This window comes from Corynebacterium sp. HMSC065D07, assembly GCF_001810695.1.
GTDB lineage: Bacteria > Actinomycetota > Actinomycetes > Mycobacteriales > Mycobacteriaceae > Corynebacterium > Corynebacterium hesseae.
On the sequence record NZ_KV802434.1, the window covers coordinates 23,203 to 38,361 of the forward strand.

Here is a 15,159-nt window from a genome sequence, read left to right on the forward strand (position 1 = left end):
TGCCAGAACTTATGTCACACAACACTACCGTTTCAGCCGCGCAGCCGCGTGTTAACCCCGAAAAACTAACCTTATAGGATGGGAGTCGATGCAGAATCTCATGATTATGCCAGCCTCACCGGCCTTGGCGGAAGAACTCTCACCCAGCGATGATGCCTCGCGTGCGCTGCTCAGTGCTGCGTGCGAGTTGGCCCGTGATGCCGCACGCGTGAGCGGCAGCAGCCCCCTCCAGGTGGACATTGTGGGATCGCGCGATGTGCGCTGGCGTACCGAGCACACAGGGAGCTTGAAAGCATGGGGAGCACCGCAGGTCAACGTCGGCGGCGGGAATTTCCTTCCGGAAATCATGGCCCGCTACGTGCTTAGCCGTGCGCTTAATCTCACTTCCGATGAACCGGGCTTCGTGGTGGAGGATTCTCGCGCTGAGCTCGGTGAGGTTCGCCCCGGGCGCTTGACTGTGGTCTGCGTTGACGGTTCGGCCGGCCTGACCGAGCGCGCGCCGCTTGCGCTTGTCGATGGCGCACGGGATGCACACCTGTGGTGCGAAAGCATCCTAGCGGGAGGGGAAGGCCACTGCGACGAAGAGCGCCTCCGTGCTGCCGGTGTGCTCGAGACGAGCCTCTGGGCGCAGCTGGCAAGCGTGCACCCGCGTCACGCGGAACTGCGGGCGGCGGATTCAACCCTGGGGGTAGGACGCTATGTGGCGGGGTGGCAGTGCTAATGCCTGATATTCAAGCACCCGGCCCAACCCCTATCGCGGTGGTGGGCCCGACGGCCTCCGGGAAATCAGCGCTCGGGGTAGCCCTGGCCCACGAGCTCGACGGGGAAGTTGTCAACGTCGACTCGATGCAGCTCTACCGGGGCATGGATATTGGCACAGCCAAGCTGACAATGGAGGAACGCGAAGGCATTCCGCACCATCAGCTCGATGTGTGGGACGTGACGGAAACGGCGTCGGTAGCGCGCTATCAGGCCTCCGCCATCGCGGATATTGACGGCATCCGTGCACGCGGTAAAACCCCGATTCTGGTGGGCGGCTCCATGCTGTATGTCCAATCGCTCGTGGATAACTGGCAGTTCCCACCCACTGACCCGCAGGTGCGGGCCCGCTGGGAGGCCCGGCGTCAAGAGATTGGTACCGATGCTCTGCACGCGGAGCTGGCTGCTGTGGACCCAGCGGCCGCAGCCATCATCGAGGACAAAGATCCGCGCCGCACCGTGCGCGCGCTGGAGGTTATCGAGCTTACTGGGAAGCCCTTCAAAGCCAGCCAGCCACCGAAGAATGCTCCGCCCCGGTGGGGGACGATAATCCTCGGTCTGCGCACGGATTCCAGCTGGCTGAACCCACGCATTGAGCTGCGCAGCCGCCTCATGTTCGATAAAGGGCTCGTGGAGGAAGTTGAAAACCTCCAAGCCCACGGTCTGAAGGCTGATTCCACAGCAGGCCGGGCGATCGGTTACGCACAGGTGCTGCAAGCCCAGCGCGGCGAGCTGACATGGGAAGAAGCAGTGGAGCGCACCATCACCGGAACCCGCCGCTATGTGCGCCGCCAGCGCTCCTGGTTCAACCGCGACAAGCGGATCCAGTGGCTCGATGCTGCGGCCGAGACGACGCCGCAGGCATTGCGCATCGTGGAAGGACAGTAGACTTTAAACCTATGAAGTTTGCTAAAGGCCACGGAACTGAGAACGATTTCGTCATTGTGGAAGGAACAGAGGCGCTGCCGCCGGAAAAGGTAGTGGCTCTGTGCGACCGTCGTGCGGGAATCGGCGCGGACGGCGTGCTGCGCGTTATCCGCGCCGGTCAGCTGCTTGCCAATGGGGAGATTGAGGAACTCGCGCCGGGTATCGCTGCGGAGGACTGGTTCATGGACTACCGCAACGCAGATGGCTCGATTGCGGAGATGTGTGGCAACGGCACCCGGGTCTTCGCGCACTGGGTCCGCTCCCGGGGGTTGGTGGATACGGATACCTTCACCGTGGGCACACGCGCCGGAGCCAAGCAGGTGACCGTGCACTCCTTCAACGACTCGGCGGCCGAAGTCAGCGTGGAGATGGGCCCAGCACAGGTGCTCGGCGTCTCCACAGCGTCGATGGCGGGGGAGAGCTTTGCCGGCCTTGGCGTAGACGTGGGAAATCCCCATTTGGCGGCGGTTATCCCAGACCTTAGCGCAAAGGAATTGGCTGGAAAGCGCCTCGAGCAACCGGTATTTGATACGGACTTCTTCCCGGCTGGCGTCAACGTTGAGCTGGTCACGCCCTTGGAGGACGGAACGGTTCACATGCGCGTCTTCGAGCGCGGCTCGGGCGAGACCCGTTCGTGCGGCACCGGGACGGTGGCGGCAGCGTGCGCCGCGCTTGCCGACGCCTCCCGCATCACCGGTAGCGTCCGCGTCATCGTCCCCGGCGGCCAGGTCCAGGTAGAAATCACCGAGGACGGTTCCACGCTGACGGGCCCTTCGCGCATCGTGGCAACTGGTGAAACGTCACTATAGGGCTTTCAGGACGGCGTTTAGCGTCCGTCCTCCTTTTCGTAATTGGTTCCCAAGGCCAAGGCGGCGCGGCGGGCGGCGAGCCAGGCTTCTTTGAGCTCGGCGGCGCGCTCATCGGCTACCTTGAGCAGGGATTCAAGCTCACTTGTCTCGGCATTCGGCGAGTTTACTCGAGCGTCGAGGCGGCGTAAGAAGCGTTGCGCGCCATGCATCTCGTAGTGGAACGCTTCGATGGCGGGGTTGGCGCAGTCGGCGTCGACAAGCGCCGGGCGGTGCAACGTGCGGTCGGCGAGGGACTCTGCGTCGTCGCTCGTGGCAAACGTCGCGTAATCCTCAAGCACTCCCGTGATGTCCTCCACCGTGAGCGCAATAGAAGCCCGCAGTGCTGCATGTTCCGAGGCGTTGGGGCGGGCGTCGGCAAAGAGCCACAGCGCTGCGCACACAAACGCGGCGAGGATAACCCCCGGCAGCTTCAGCGTCAGAATCAACACCGCAGCGGTAACCACGGCGAGAAGCAGCGCGAGGCCGCGACGCTGAGATGCGGAAAAACTCATGTGAACTACTCTACGGAAGTTCTAGTGACCGCCGCAGCCGCCGGAGCCGCAGGCGCACCCGCCTTCGCCGCCACAGCCACCAGTGGGCAGCGCGATCGAGGCGGTCAGCATTGCCGAACCCGCAAGAACGGAATCCTTTACCGGGAGGTCTCCAAAGCTCTCGGGCAAGCAGAGATCGAAGGGGAATGCACCATCCATGACCAGATGAATGAAGCGTTCACCGGTGAGCTGGTTGTGGCGCCACTCGGATTCCATGACCCGTGCGGCAAAGGTGCAGCGCGGGGTGGGGGTTTCGGCGCCGGAACCAGCCGCGACAATGTCCGCACCCACGGACTCAAACGTGGCCGGGTAGCTTCCCTTCGCTGCTTCGTAGGCGTCTGTGCTGTCGAATGCGGAGACGTTGAGACCCATCGCAGTGAGCTCTACTTGCTGCCACTGCTGGGTGTCTTCGTCAGCGAGGAGCGGGCCCTGCGCCAGATTTGCCGTCGCCTGCGCGAGCACGTTGCCGAAAGGATCAATGATGTCCAGGAAAGCCAAGACATCATTAATCATCGACACGTGGGCGAAGCCCTGGGTAACGCCCTCGAAACCAATGAAGGTGGCGAAAGGCTCGACGGCAAGGATATTGAGTTGCGCGCCGGAAGGATCCGCGAACTGGATAAGTTGTCCCCCGCGAACCTCCCCGGTCACTGCCAGTTGATTGCTGGAAATGGCTGCCTCAACGGCGTCCTGCCAGCGCTCGTAGTTGAGGCCGATGGCCTGCATCTCTGGGTGGGAGGTTTCTTTCACGGTCATGCGCACCATTGTATCTGTCTCAGAGGGGACTCAAAAACCAGCGCTGATACGTCACCGTGCTGCGGAAGTCTGTGGGAACAGGAAGCGGAGATTCCCAGTTGAGAGGGACAACGTGCAAGAATAGGGGACATATGACAAAAGAAACCCATGATGATCTCCTCGCGCAGGCTTTTGGTGAGCCGGCGCCCAATTCACAGGAGCCAACTACCGGTGATCTCGACCTTGCGGAGCGCAACGCCTTCCGGCGAGTAAACCGTGAGACCACCATCCGCGCGGAAGACACCACCGATGGCTACGAGGTGGAGTATCGAAAGCTGCGCCTTGAGCAAGTGGTGCTCGTGGGAGTGTGGACCGAAGGTACCGTGGCCGAGGTTGAGGCCACGATGGCGGAGTTAGCCGCTCTGACGGAAACCGCGGGAGCCGAAGTCGTCGAAGCCTTGTACCAGAAGCGAGATAAACCGGATCCAGGCACCTATATCGGTTCGGGAAAAGTGAACGAGCTCAAGGACATCGTGGCTGCTACTGGCGCGGATACCGTGGTGTGCGATGGCGAGCTAACCCCCGGTCAGCTCTCTGCCCTGGAGCGTGCGCTCAACACCAAGGTCATTGACCGCACCATGCTCATCCTGGATATCTTTGCGCAGCACGCCAAGTCCAAGGAAGGCAAGGCCCAGGTCTCGCTCGCGCAGCTGGAATACCTCTATACCCATACCCGTGGTTGGGGTGGAAACCTCTCGCGCCAGGCGGGCGGCCGTGCTGGTTCCAACGGCGGTGTTGGTCTGCGCGGTCCCGGTGAGACCAAGATTGAGACGGACCGCCGCCGCATCCGCACGCAGATGGCCCTGCTTCGCAAGGAGCTTAAGGCGATGAAAACGGCACGTGAGATTAAGCGTTCGCGCCGTGCGTCATCGACGATCCCTCAGATCGCCATCGCCGGCTACACCAACGCTGGCAAGTCCTCCCTCATTAATGCAATGACGGGTGCCGGCGTGCTGGTGGAGGACGCGCTGTTCGCGACCTTGGATCCCACCACTCGCCGCGCCGAGCTTGCCGATGGCCGCCAGGTCGTCTTCACCGATACCGTTGGGTTCGTGCGCCATCTGCCCACGCAGTTGGTGGAAGCCTTCAAGTCCACCTTGGAGGAGGTCCTCGCAGCAGACCTGATGCTGCACGTGGTGGACGGGTCGGATCCCTTCCCGCTGAAGCAGATAGAGGCCGTTAACCAGGTCATTTATGACATCGTGAAGGAGACCGGTGAGGAGGCACCGCCGGAGATCGTCGTGATCAATAAGATTGACCAGGCCGATCCGCTGGTGTTGGCGGAACTGCGTCACGTCCTCGACCGCGACAACGTTGTGTATGTTTCCGCCAAGACGGGGGAGGGCATTGATGAGCTCACCACGCGCGTGGAGCTGTTCCTCAACTCTCAGGATGAACACGTGCGGCTTCTCGTGCCGTTTACCCGCGGGGACGTGATCGATCGCATCCACACCCAAGGCACCGTGCGCGGCGAGGACTACACGGGGGAGGGCACGCTTGTCGACGTCCGCCTGCCAGCCTCCGTCGCCGCCGAGCTCAAAGAATTTCGAGTTTCTGACCAAGACGCTTAGGTTTCGGTGCTCGCGTGAGCCATAATTAGGGCTCGTGAGTAATTTTGGCTGGGCCGTCCACGGGGACGGAAAGACGATTAAGCCGGGCGCGGTTGTCGCACCCGAAGAACGATTGAGCTGGGGCCGCACCATCGGCATCGGCATGCAGCACGTGGTGGCCATGTTCGGCGCGACGTTGCTCGTGCCCACCCTGACCGGATTCCCGGTCAACACGACGCTACTGTTTTCGGGTTTGGGAACGATACTGTTCCTCCTGATTACCCGCAACCGCCTGCCTTCTTACCTAGGTTCCTCCTTCGCGTTCATTGCGCCGTTGAGCGCCTCCCAGCAGTACGGCATTGGCGCGCAGGCAGGTTCCGTCCTCGTGACTGGCCTGGTCTTGGTGGCCATTGGTCTCGCGGTGAAGGCGGCGGGCCGAAAGGTCCTCGACGCTGTCATGCCGCCGGCCGTCACCGGTGCCATTGTTGCGCTGATCGGCCTCAACTTGGCTCCCAATGCGGCCACCAACTATTCGAGCCAGCCGCTGGTTGCCACGGTGACGCTGGCGGTCATCATCCTCGCCACTGTCGCTGGGCGGGGCATGGTTTCGCGTCTGTCGATTCTGATTGGTGTCGTCGTCGGCTGGGCTTTCGCGGCCGCCACAGGCAACCTCGGTGAGGGCGCGGTGGAGTCTATCCGCGAGGCGGCTTGGATTGGCTTCCCGCAGTTCCATGCGCCGGAGTTCCACGTTTCAGCCATCGCGGCAGCACTTCCGGTGTTGGTCGTTCTGATTGCTGAAAATGTCGGCCACGTTAAGGCGGTCTCTGAGATGACCAAGCGCGACCTCGATGATCTCGCTGGCGATGCTCTCATCGCGGACGGCCTGGCCACCTCCCTGGCCGGTGGTTTCGGTGGTTCCGGCACCACAACCTACGCGGAGAACATCGGAGTCATGGCCGCCACCCGTGTCTACTCGACGGCCGCCTATTGGGTGGCTGCTGTTACCGCTATCGCGCTGGCCTTCATCCCGAAGTTTGGCGCGCTTATCTTCACCATCCCCACCGGCGTGCTGGGCGGTGCTTGCATCGTCCTCTACGGCCTCATCGGCATGCTTGGCGTGCGCATCTGGATGGACAACAAGGTCAACTTCAACAACCCGGTGAACCTCACTGCGGCGGCAGTGGCGCTCATCGCGGGCATTGGCAACCTCACGCTCGACGTCTTCGGCGTGACCCTCGAAGGCATTGCCTGGGGCTCCGTCGGCATCATCGTGCTCTACCCAGTGATGAAGAAGCTTTACGGCACCATCGGTGAAGGCCGCGGCGCGAAGTACTAGAGGCGCTTCCGCCGACTAGCGAGGATAAGGGACCGGAGCAAAAGCACCATCTGGACGCGTATTTATGCAAAACCACAGGTGAATGTGTGCAGAAGTCTGCATAAGGTGCTTTTACTTCGGTCCCTCTGCGGTATGAGGCAGCGCATCCACATGGTTCTACTCACATGGTTCGGGTCAGAAGGTTTTCTTGGGGTCAAGTGAACCTTATAGGCACCTCTATATGGTTTCCTTGCCCCCAGCAAAACCGTTTGAGTAGAGCCCGATGACTAGAACCTTTTGCTAGACAACCAAGCAACGAAAAGCTCCCGCCACCCTCAGCGCAAGAGGGAAGCGGGAGCTGCCGTTCTATAAACGGGAAGTGCTTTAGGAAGCGTCGAGGTCCTGCTCGATGAGGCCGGCGATCTTCTCGACAGCCGCCTCGTTCTCGGAGGTCACGGTGACTTCGTCGCCCTGCTCGGCGCCGAGAGCCATGATCATGAGGGAGGAAGCAGCATCGGTCTCATCCTCGTCCTCATCGCCAACGAGGGCGAGGAAGATGTCCTCATCGAACTCAGCGGCAGCGTCTGCGATGATGGAAGCCGGGCGTGCGTGCAGTCCGACGGAGGAACCAACCTTGACGGTCTTAGAAGCCATGATGATAATCCTTTCGAATTACGGTATTTCGTGCTTACAAGTGTACGCGGGTTAAGGGTTAGGCGGCAGCCTTGGCCATGTCGGCCTTTGCTGCAGCCTCTTCAGCAGCCTTGTTGGGCCAGAATCGCTTCATCGCGATGACCGCGATGGTGGACACGATGACGCCGGCAAGGATGGCCACGAAGTACGCCCACGCAGGTTCGATGGCGAAGATAACGAAGATTCCGCCGTGCGGGGCGCGAGACATGACGTCCAGGGACATCGACAGCGCACCAGTGACCGCGCCACCGAGCATCATCGAAGGGATGACACGCAGCGGGTCGGCGGCAGCGAACGGAATGGCGCCCTCGGAGACGAAAGACAGGCCCAGCAGCCACGCGGACTTACCATTCTCCTGCTCCGCAGGCGTGAACAGGTTCTTGCGCACAAAGGTCGCGATGGACAGTGCAATTGGCGGAACCATGCCGGAGGCCATGACGGCGGCCATGATCTTCATGGAGGCCTCGTCGCCCGTGGACAGGCCTGCGGTGGCGAAGAGGTAGGCAGCCTTGTTGACCGGGCCACCCAGGTCGGAGCACATCATCAGGCCGAGGATGATGCCCAGAAGGACAGCGGAGGAACCAGACATCGAGGACAGCCAGTTCTGCAGGCCCTCCATGATGGCGGCCAGCGGGGCGCCGAGAAGCAGGTACATGAGCAAGCCAGTGATCATCGTGGCGAGCAGCGGGATGATAACGACAGGCATGAGGGAGCCGATCCAACGCGGTACCTTCCACTTGCCAATCCACATCGCAACAAAGCCAGCAATGAGACCGGTGACAAGACCGCCGATGAAGCCAGCGCCGAGAGTCACGGCAATGGCACCACCCGCGAAGCCCGGCGCGATGCCTGGGCGGCCTGCCAGCGCGAAGGCGATGTAGCCGGAGAGCGCCGCGACGATGAATCCCATCGATGCTTGACCGATGGCGAAGAGCACGGCGCCGATGTACAGGGCGAACCCTGCCTTCTTGAAGGTCATCATTTCGCCGTCGACCATGACGTCATGGCTCGGCAAGTTGGTCAGCGAGTAGTCGGTGGTGATGGCCTGCCAACCGTTGGCCATGTCGTAGCCACCGAAGAGGAATCCCAGTGCCAGGAGGAGGCCGCCCGCGGCAACAAACGGAACCATGTAAGAAACGCCGGTCATGATGGCTTGCTGAATACGCTTGCCCCAGCCCAGACCCTGGCCATCTTCCTCAGCGCTAGAGGAGGACGCGCCGGCAGTTCCTGCCACCTTGTGCGCGTTGGGGTTCTTCGAGGCGGCGATGGCCTCATCGATCATCACGCCCGGTTCGTTGATGGCGCGCTTGACGCCAGATTCGATGACCGGCTTGCCGGCGAAGCGCTCACGGTCACGAACGCCCACGTCGGTAGCGAAAATCACGGCGTCGGCAGCCGCAATCGTGTCTGCCGAAACAGAGGTGTTGTTGGAGGACCCCTGGGTCTCCACGGTGAGCTCGACGTCGTCGCGTTCCTCGGCGGTTTGAGTGAGGGCATCGGCAGCCATGTACGTGTGAGCAATGCCGGTCGGGCATGCGGTGACGGCCACGATGCGCGTCTTCTTCGACTCTGCAGTCTTGCTCGAAGCAGGAGCCGCTGCCGCTGCACTCGCACCTGCAGTGGATGCTGATTCGGTAGCTGCAGCCTTCTTCTTCGGCTTTTCTGCGTTGACAACGTCGAGGACGAGGGAGACGATCTCTTCTTTGGTCTTCGCAGTTCGAAGGGCTTCCAGGAAGTCCTTCTTCACCAGCGCGCGAGCGAGCTTCGAGAGAATCTTCAGATGGGCCTTGCCGCCTCCTTCCGGAGCAGCGATGAGGAACACCAAGTGGGCGTCACCGTCGGGGCCGGAGAAGTCGACCCCGCGCGAGAGACGGGCGAAGGCCAGGGTGGGTTCAGACACGGCAGCAGAGCGGCAGTGCGGGATGGCAACGCCGCCGGGGACACCGGTGCCGGCTTTGGCTTCACGCGCGATGGCCGGGCCTGCCAGCTCGTCCACGGAGGTAGCGCGGCCGGTGTCGTGAACAAGCGAGGCCAGATTGGTAATGACTGATTCGATGCTGTCACCGAAGTCGGCGTCGAGCGCCACGAGGTCGGTGGTGATGAGTTGTGATGACATCGGTAGGTACTCCTCAGTACTGCTAAAGGCCGGTGACGGCCGAAACCGTCGTGTGTTCGATATCTAGTTCTTCGGGGGTTGGAATTTGGGTTCCCGGGAGTGCTGCGGCTGCTGAACCGTAGGCCACAGCCTGGCGCAGGGCCTCGGGGTACGAGGCGCCGGAGCGGCGGGCGAGGATATAGCCGGAGAGCGAAGAATCGCCGGCACCCACGGTGGAGCGCAGGGTAATCGGCGGGGGAGTAGCAGCCCATGCTTCATTGGCCGTGACCAGCACCGCGCCAGCGCCACCCAGGGTGACAAGAACCTCGGGGATGCCGCGCTTGACGACGACCCTCGCGGCCTCAACCACTCCGCTGAAGTCGCCGTCTTCGGCGGCGGCCTCAAGGGCCTGACCATCGACACCTGCAAGCTGGCCCAGCTCGAGGCCGTTTGGCTTGATGAGGTCGGGGCTGGTTACTTCGAGGTTGTCACCGAGAGCCACCATGGGCGCATCAGAGGTATCGACGGCTATGCGGAGGTCAGGGTTGGCTTCGCGGGCTACCCGGATGAGCTGCGTGTACCAGTCGGTGGGAACGCCTTGGGGGAGAGAACCTGCCATGACTAACCACTCGGCGTCGGCGCAGTGTTCTGCGAGTGCCTGTACAACGGCTTGCTGCACGTCCGCATCGAGCGTGGCGCCGGGGCCATTGAGCTTGGTCGTGCGGCCATTCGGCTCGGTCAGAGTGGTGTTGGTACGCACCGCGCTGTGAGTGGGCACGGCCTGCACGGGAATCGATGCGTCGGCCGCGAGGACCAGGAAAGGATCGGAGGCAACGGCGGGGAGCAGCGCCAGGCTGTCGACGTTGGCGAGCGTTACCGCGTGCGTAACGTTGACGCCTTTACCACCGGCAACGCTGGAGACGGATCCTGCGCGGTGAACAGCACCAGGTTCGAGTTCCTCGTTCAAGCGCACGGTGGCGTCGATGCTCGGGTTGGGGGTCAAAGTAAGGATCATCGTGGAGAATGTCCCCTTTCGCGGAGTGCGTATATTGGGGGCAAACGCGCCTCAGCGGCGTGAACAAGAGCTTCGGTGCGGATTGCCCGTTGTCAGCGTGAAATTAATGTTGCTTAATGTTGATTATTGCCCGTATGTGTCCGAATGTCAATGGAATCACTGTGGGTTTCGTTGCATTTTTGGCCGACTTGTGATGATCTGGAAAGAGAAAACATCGTCTCCGTAAGGAAATGTGTCATGGAAAACGCATCCCCATCCATCATTAAAGGCACCGGCGTCGTCGCTGGCGTTGCATACGCTGAGGCGGTGTGGGTCCGCCCACGCCCAGAACTGCCCACGGCTGGAGAAACCGTGGCGGAAGAGCAACGTGATGCCGAATACGATCGCTTCCTCGAAGCGGTAGATATGGTTGCTAGCCGGTTAGAACAGCGCGCAGCTGGGGCCGAAGGCCAAGCGGCTGAAGTTCTTGGCGCAACCGCCGGAATGGTCAAGGATCGAGGCTGGCACAAGGCAGTGCGCAAGGGTATTCGCGGCGGTAAGAACGCCGAGTATGCAGTTGTGGGGGCCACGGACAGGTTTGTCACCATGTTTGAGGCCGCCGGCGGCGTCATGGCTGAGCGCACGACGGACCTCAAGGACGTGCGCGATCGAGTGATTGCTCAGCTGCGCGGTGAGCAAGAGCCGGGCCTACCCATGGTCGAAGGAGAGGCTGTACTGCTGGCTGACGATCTAGCCCCGGCGGATACCGCAACCTTGGACACCACTCACATCAAGGCGCTCGTGACCGAGCTTGGCGGGCCAACCAGCCACACCGCAATTATTGCTCGCCAGCTTGATCTTCCCTGCATCGTGGCAGTGGGCGCTAAGCTGCGAACGATTGAGGCTGGCACCCAGCTCTTCGTCGATGGCTCCGTAGGATCGGTGTCCCTGGGTGCAGATCGTGCCTCCGCGCTGAAGGCCGTGGAGGAATACCGTGAGAAGGCGGCACGAGTTGCCCAGTGGCGGGGACCAGCCCAGACCAAGGATGGTCATCGCGTGCAGTTGCTGGCCAACGTTGCTGACGGAAACGCGGCCCGCATTGCCTCTGACTCGCAGGCAGAAGGCATCGGCCTATACCGCACGGAGCTGTCCTTCCTCTCTGCCAGCGAGGAACCGACCGTCGAGGAGCAAGCGCGCATCTACGGCAAGGTTTTCAACGCTTTCCCGGAGTCCAAGGTCGTTGTACGCACGCTCGACGCCGGTTCGGATAAGCCGATTTCCTATGCCACCTTGGACTCGGAAGAAAACCCCGCATTGGGCGTTCGTGGTTTGCGCATCGCCCGCGACAACGAGGCGCTGTTGACTCGTCAGCTCGACGCTATCGCCCAAGCCGCGGAAAAGCGCGGAGATGGGGCTACGACGTGGGTTATGGCGCCGATGGTGGCTACAGCAGTGGAAGCGAAATGGTTCGCTGGTCTGTGCCGCGAGCGCGGTTTGACTGCCGGTGCGATGATTGAGGTTCCCGCCGCAGCCTTGATGGCGGATACCATCATGCCGCACCTCGATTTCGTGTCCATTGGTACCAATGATCTGACGCAGTACACCATGGCCGCGGACCGTCTGTCGCCGCAGCTGGCCTACTTGACCGATCCGTGGCAGCCTGCTGTCCTTCGCCTGATTCAGCACACCTGCGTGGTGGGGCGCGATAACAACGTTCCGGTTGGCGTCTGTGGCGAAGCCGCAGCTGATCCCATGCTTGCCTGCGTGTTGACTGGCCTAGGTGTGACTTCGCTGTCGGCGGCGTCGACTGCGGTTGCTGGCGTCGGTGCGCAGCTGGCTGAGCTCAGCCTTGAGCAGTGCCAGAAGATGGCAGAGGCGGCTGTCAACGCCGAAAGCCCAGCGGACGCTCGTGCCGCAGTGATTGCGCTGCTGGAGGAATACCAGTCCGCTTAGAGCGCTGAATTGCACAGGAGGTGTGCGCCCTCATCATGCGGGGTGCACACCTCCTGAATTGATCTATGGGTGCTGAATTGATCTATTGGTGAAAGCGCCTACTTGTCCGCGGCGACAATCACCTCGATGCCGTGCTCGCGCAGAGCCTCAACGTAGGAATCGGGGGCGGCAGCGTCGGTAATGACGACATCAATCTCATCGAGTGATGCAAAGCTGACCAAGTAGTCGTTGCCCAACTTCGATGAATCACACAGCACGACAACGCGGTGTGCATTGGTGACGAATGCTGACTTGATAGCCGCCTCTTGCGAATCGGCCGTAGAGAGCCCGTGGTCAATGGTTAGAGCATTGGTTCCGATGAAGGCGACGTCAGCACGCATCAGGGCCATGGTGCGAAGCGCAGTGTCACCGACGACGGCCTGGGTAATCGCGCGCACGGTGCCTCCCAGCAGCTGGACGTCAGATACCCCGTTGCTGGCTAGTGAAAGAGCGATCGGGAGACTATTCGACACAATGCTGAATTGCCCGGCCGAGTAGCGCTGGCCTATGAGATCGGCAAGCGCATTCGTGGTGGTTCCGGCATCGAGAAAGATGCTTCCTCCGTCGGGAAGCTGCTCTAGTGCGGCGCGTGCGATTGCCATTTTGGCGCCCGTGGCCGAACGTTGGCGAGTATCAAGGGTGAATTCGGCGGTCTGGAAGGATTGGGAGGCGACTGCACCGCCATGAACTCGGTGCACAACTCCCTCTCGGTCCAAGACCGCGAGATCGCGGCGAATCGTCTCAGCGGTGACATCGAAGCGCTCGGAGAGCTCTGTGACATTGACTCGTCCTTCTACAGCGGTCAATGACGCAATTTGTCGGCGACGCTCTTCTGCGTACATGGTTCCTCCAAATGAAGTCTGCCTTGTGGTGGTCACTGCGCCCGCCGGTGAAGGAAAAGGGGCTGGGGCGTGTGAACGAAAAGAACAACGGATGTTGTGGCGATACTTCTATTGTCCCACTGAATGCGAACAAAACGGAACTAAACAAAGAAAAGCTCACATCGAATGCGTGCCTTAGTCACTAAAACCTATAGTTGTACTGCAAGTATCCGAATGTGTGATCTCGGACGCTAAAACGGTCGAAATCGGGCATGTACACACACAAGGGGGTAAAAAGAAACAATCCCCCAGTCCGGTTCGCCCGCACCGAGTGGGTGATTGGTGTGGAGCGGGGAAGGCCTGAGGGAGCGCTGAGGTGGATGGTTTCTAGAGTTTGCGGAATACGGATACTACCTTGCCCATGATTTCGGCTTCATCGCCCTTGATGGGTGAGTAGGCGTCGTTGTGGGGGAGGAGCCATACACCGGAGGAATCTCGGTGAAATTCCTTCACGGTCGCTTCTTCACCGTCCAAAAGTGCGGCTACGAACTCGCCTTCTTCTGCAACAGACTGCGAGCGAATAATAACCCAATCCCCGTTGAGGATTCCCGCATCCTGCATTGAATCTCCCACGACTTGCAGCATGTATAGTTCGCCGCTGCCTAGGATTTCACCCGGCATGGGGAAGTAGGCGTCGATGTTCTCCTCGGCGGTGATGGGGGAACCAGCAGCAATGCGGCCCACAACAGGAATGTAGTTTGGGGTGGCGGCGTCTTCGGGTGCGTCAGGGGTGGAGGTTCCCGATGATGCGATTGCCTGCCCGGTCTTTCGTCCGGGCTTTTTGGGGTCGTCGGCGCCGGGGAAATGGCGCACATCAACAGCTCGTGGCTTGTTTGGATCGCGGCGAAGGAAGCCCTTCTCTTCCAGCTGCTTTAACTGATAGGCCACGGACGAGGTGGACTGGAGGCCTGTTGCGTCACCGATTTCGCGGATGCTTGGCGGATAGCCGCGCAACATGACGGCGTCATGGATTACTTCCAAGATGCGGCGTTGGCGAGGGGAAAGTGAATCGAGGGAAGGGTGGTCGCTTCGCTTTGGATTGCGGGCCATTCTTGCTCCTAGGAACTGTCGGGGTGTGCAGAGATGATGTGCGCGGCTTTGGTGTGCCGGACATAAGTGGGAGTGGGCTGCTGGTGATACTTCCGCTTCCCTTTTTAGCACGGAAAGAAAAAATGTTCGACTAACGCCGCCCGAGTGTGGACAAATTTTCGAAGGCCTGCTATAAATCGAACATACACACCAAATCGAACGGTTGATCGAAGGTGATGTTCGAAAATGTCGGGCTTTGTTCGTACACTTCGGGCATTGTCTCATTGAATAAGGAAGACCTAGAAAGGAACCGTCATGGCTATCGCATTAAACAATGCCTCTGTACTGCGCGGGGTGGCCCTCGAGAAGTCTAGTAATCGGGCTGTGCTAGTGCCGCCAGCGGCGGTCTGGGATCCCGCTCAGTCTCGGTCGCTCACGTCTGATGCCCCGCGCAACCTTCCGTATGGGCCGTCTCGTGTTCGAACTCTTGCCGTAAACGATAGAACACAGTGCCGTCCGGAAAATCCGGTGAATTCCCAGGTTTCGGCCGCCGGAGCAACATCGGGCAGCCGTCGTAGTCGGTCGAACGTAGGTAACTATGTGCTCGGAGCAGTCTTTGGCGCCGCGGTATTCATCGGCACAGTATGGGGTGGCCTCAGTATCGATAGTGAGGTTGACAGTGCGAGCACCTCTTCGTCCACGACGGTCGTGTCTTCGCGCTAGAATTCCT

13 protein-coding genes are annotated in these 15,159 nt (G+C 60.9%); 6 read left to right on the forward strand and 7 right to left on the reverse strand.

All coding sequences use genetic code 11. The features are described 5' to 3' along the window. The first annotated feature begins 88 nt into the window (after positions 1 to 88). Genes HMPREF2760_RS04015 through dapF form a run of 3 tightly spaced genes read left to right on the forward strand, consistent with a single transcriptional unit; the run spans position 89 to position 2,495 of the window. The gene (locus HMPREF2760_RS04015) at positions 89 to 721 is read left to right on the forward strand and encodes a hypothetical protein (RefSeq protein WP_070562925.1); all 633 of its coding nucleotides are present in this window, start codon (positions 89 to 91) and stop codon (positions 719 to 721) included. Continuing rightward, entirely contained in the window at positions 721 to 1,647 is a 927-nt protein-coding gene (gene miaA / locus HMPREF2760_RS04020) for a tRNA (adenosine(37)-N6)-dimethylallyltransferase MiaA (RefSeq protein WP_070596679.1), read from the forward strand. Before HMPREF2760_RS04015 ends, miaA begins: the two co-directional genes overlap by 1 nt. A gap of 11 nt (positions 1,648 to 1,658) precedes the next feature. After that, positions 1,659 to 2,495, forward strand: a complete 837-nt coding sequence (gene dapF / locus HMPREF2760_RS04025; RefSeq protein WP_070524493.1) for a diaminopimelate epimerase — start codon at positions 1,659 to 1,661, stop codon at positions 2,493 to 2,495. Positions 2,496 to 2,512: 17 nt separating this feature from the next. On the opposite strand, the gene HMPREF2760_RS04030 is transcribed toward dapF, so the two are convergent. Both HMPREF2760_RS04030 and HMPREF2760_RS04035 read right to left on the reverse strand, forming a co-directional pair. Beyond that, complete coding sequence (locus tag HMPREF2760_RS04030) at positions 2,513 to 3,046, reverse strand: hypothetical protein (protein WP_070524492.1); 534 nt, start codon at positions 3,044 to 3,046, stop codon at positions 2,513 to 2,515. 21 nt (positions 3,047 to 3,067) lie between these two features. Continuing rightward, positions 3,068 to 3,850: a hypothetical protein gene (locus tag HMPREF2760_RS04035; protein ID WP_070524490.1), complete on the reverse strand. Its 783-nt coding sequence runs from the start codon at positions 3,848 to 3,850 to the stop codon at positions 3,068 to 3,070. A 122-nt stretch (positions 3,851 to 3,972) separates the two neighbouring features. Here HMPREF2760_RS04035 and hflX point away from each other — a divergent pair, with 122 nt between their 5' ends. Beyond that, positions 3,973 to 5,451, forward strand: a complete 1,479-nt coding sequence (gene hflX / locus HMPREF2760_RS04040; protein ID WP_070524488.1) for a GTPase HflX — start codon at positions 3,973 to 3,975, stop codon at positions 5,449 to 5,451. A gap of 34 nt (positions 5,452 to 5,485) precedes the next feature. Next, positions 5,486 to 6,766, forward strand: a complete 1,281-nt coding sequence (locus HMPREF2760_RS04045; protein WP_070524486.1) for a uracil-xanthine permease family protein — start codon at positions 5,486 to 5,488, stop codon at positions 6,764 to 6,766. Between the two features lie 363 nt (positions 6,767 to 7,129). On the opposite strand, the gene HMPREF2760_RS04050 is transcribed toward HMPREF2760_RS04045, so the two are convergent. The 3 genes from HMPREF2760_RS04050 to HMPREF2760_RS04060 are packed head-to-tail and all read right to left on the reverse strand — an operon-like array spanning position 7,130 to position 10,548. Next, on the reverse strand, positions 7,130 to 7,399 hold the full coding sequence (locus HMPREF2760_RS04050) for an HPr family phosphocarrier protein (protein WP_070524483.1): 270 nt from the start codon (positions 7,397 to 7,399) through the stop codon (positions 7,130 to 7,132). 58 nt (positions 7,400 to 7,457) lie between these two features. Next, positions 7,458 to 9,554 (reverse strand): PTS fructose transporter subunit IIABC, encoded by a 2,097-nt coding sequence (locus tag HMPREF2760_RS04055; RefSeq protein ID WP_070524481.1) that lies wholly within the window; start codon positions 9,552 to 9,554, stop codon positions 7,458 to 7,460. A gap of 22 nt (positions 9,555 to 9,576) precedes the next feature. Then, on the reverse strand, positions 9,577 to 10,548 hold the full coding sequence (locus HMPREF2760_RS04060) for a 1-phosphofructokinase family hexose kinase (RefSeq protein WP_070524479.1): 972 nt from the start codon (positions 10,546 to 10,548) through the stop codon (positions 9,577 to 9,579). A gap of 237 nt (positions 10,549 to 10,785) precedes the next feature. Here HMPREF2760_RS04060 and ptsP point away from each other — a divergent pair, with 237 nt between their 5' ends. Next, entirely contained in the window at positions 10,786 to 12,480 is a 1,695-nt protein-coding gene (ptsP, locus tag HMPREF2760_RS04065) for a phosphoenolpyruvate--protein phosphotransferase (protein WP_070524477.1), read from the forward strand. Between the two features lie 98 nt (positions 12,481 to 12,578). Here the strand turns inward: ptsP and HMPREF2760_RS04070 are convergent, their stop codons facing one another. After that, positions 12,579 to 13,361, reverse strand: a complete 783-nt coding sequence (locus HMPREF2760_RS04070; RefSeq protein ID WP_070524475.1) for a DeoR/GlpR family DNA-binding transcription regulator — start codon at positions 13,359 to 13,361, stop codon at positions 12,579 to 12,581. Positions 13,362 to 13,727: 366 nt separating this feature from the next. Further along, entirely contained in the window at positions 13,728 to 14,450 is a 723-nt protein-coding gene (gene lexA / locus HMPREF2760_RS04075) for a transcriptional repressor LexA (RefSeq protein ID WP_070524473.1), read from the reverse strand. Between the last annotated feature and the right edge of the window lie 709 nt (positions 14,451 to 15,159).

Excerpts from the sequence above, each read along its gene's own strand:
- HMPREF2760_RS04015 (WP_070562925.1), top strand. The coding sequence starts at position 89 with ATGCAGAATCTCATGATTATGCCAGCCTCACCGGCCTTGGCGGAAGAA.
- miaA (WP_070596679.1), top strand. The coding sequence starts at position 721 with ATGCCTGATATTCAAGCACCCGGCCCAACCCCTATCGCGGTGGTGGGC.
- hflX (WP_070524488.1), top strand. The coding sequence starts at position 3,973 with ATGACAAAAGAAACCCATGATGATCTCCTCGCGCAGGCTTTTGGTGAG.
- HMPREF2760_RS04050 (WP_070524483.1), bottom strand. The coding sequence starts at position 7,399 with ATGGCTTCTAAGACCGTCAAGGTTGGTTCCTCCGTCGGACTGCACGCA.
- ptsP (WP_070524477.1), top strand. The coding sequence starts at position 10,786 with ATGGAAAACGCATCCCCATCCATCATTAAAGGCACCGGCGTCGTCGCT.
- HMPREF2760_RS04070 (WP_070524475.1), bottom strand. The coding sequence starts at position 13,361 with ATGTACGCAGAAGAGCGTCGCCGACAAATTGCGTCATTGACCGCTGTA.
- HMPREF2760_RS04035 (WP_070524490.1), bottom strand. The coding sequence starts at position 3,850 with ATGGTGCGCATGACCGTGAAAGAAACCTCCCACCCAGAGATGCAGGCC.
- HMPREF2760_RS04055 (WP_070524481.1), bottom strand. The coding sequence starts at position 9,554 with ATGTCATCACAACTCATCACCACCGACCTCGTGGCGCTCGACGCCGAC.
- lexA (WP_070524473.1), bottom strand. The coding sequence starts at position 14,450 with ATGGCCCGCAATCCAAAGCGAAGCGACCACCCTTCCCTCGATTCACTT.
- HMPREF2760_RS04060 (WP_070524479.1), bottom strand. The coding sequence starts at position 10,548 with ATGATCCTTACTTTGACCCCCAACCCGAGCATCGACGCCACCGTGCGC.
- dapF (WP_070524493.1), top strand. The coding sequence starts at position 1,659 with ATGAAGTTTGCTAAAGGCCACGGAACTGAGAACGATTTCGTCATTGTG.
- HMPREF2760_RS04030 (WP_070524492.1), bottom strand. The coding sequence starts at position 3,046 with ATGAGTTTTTCCGCATCTCAGCGTCGCGGCCTCGCGCTGCTTCTCGCC.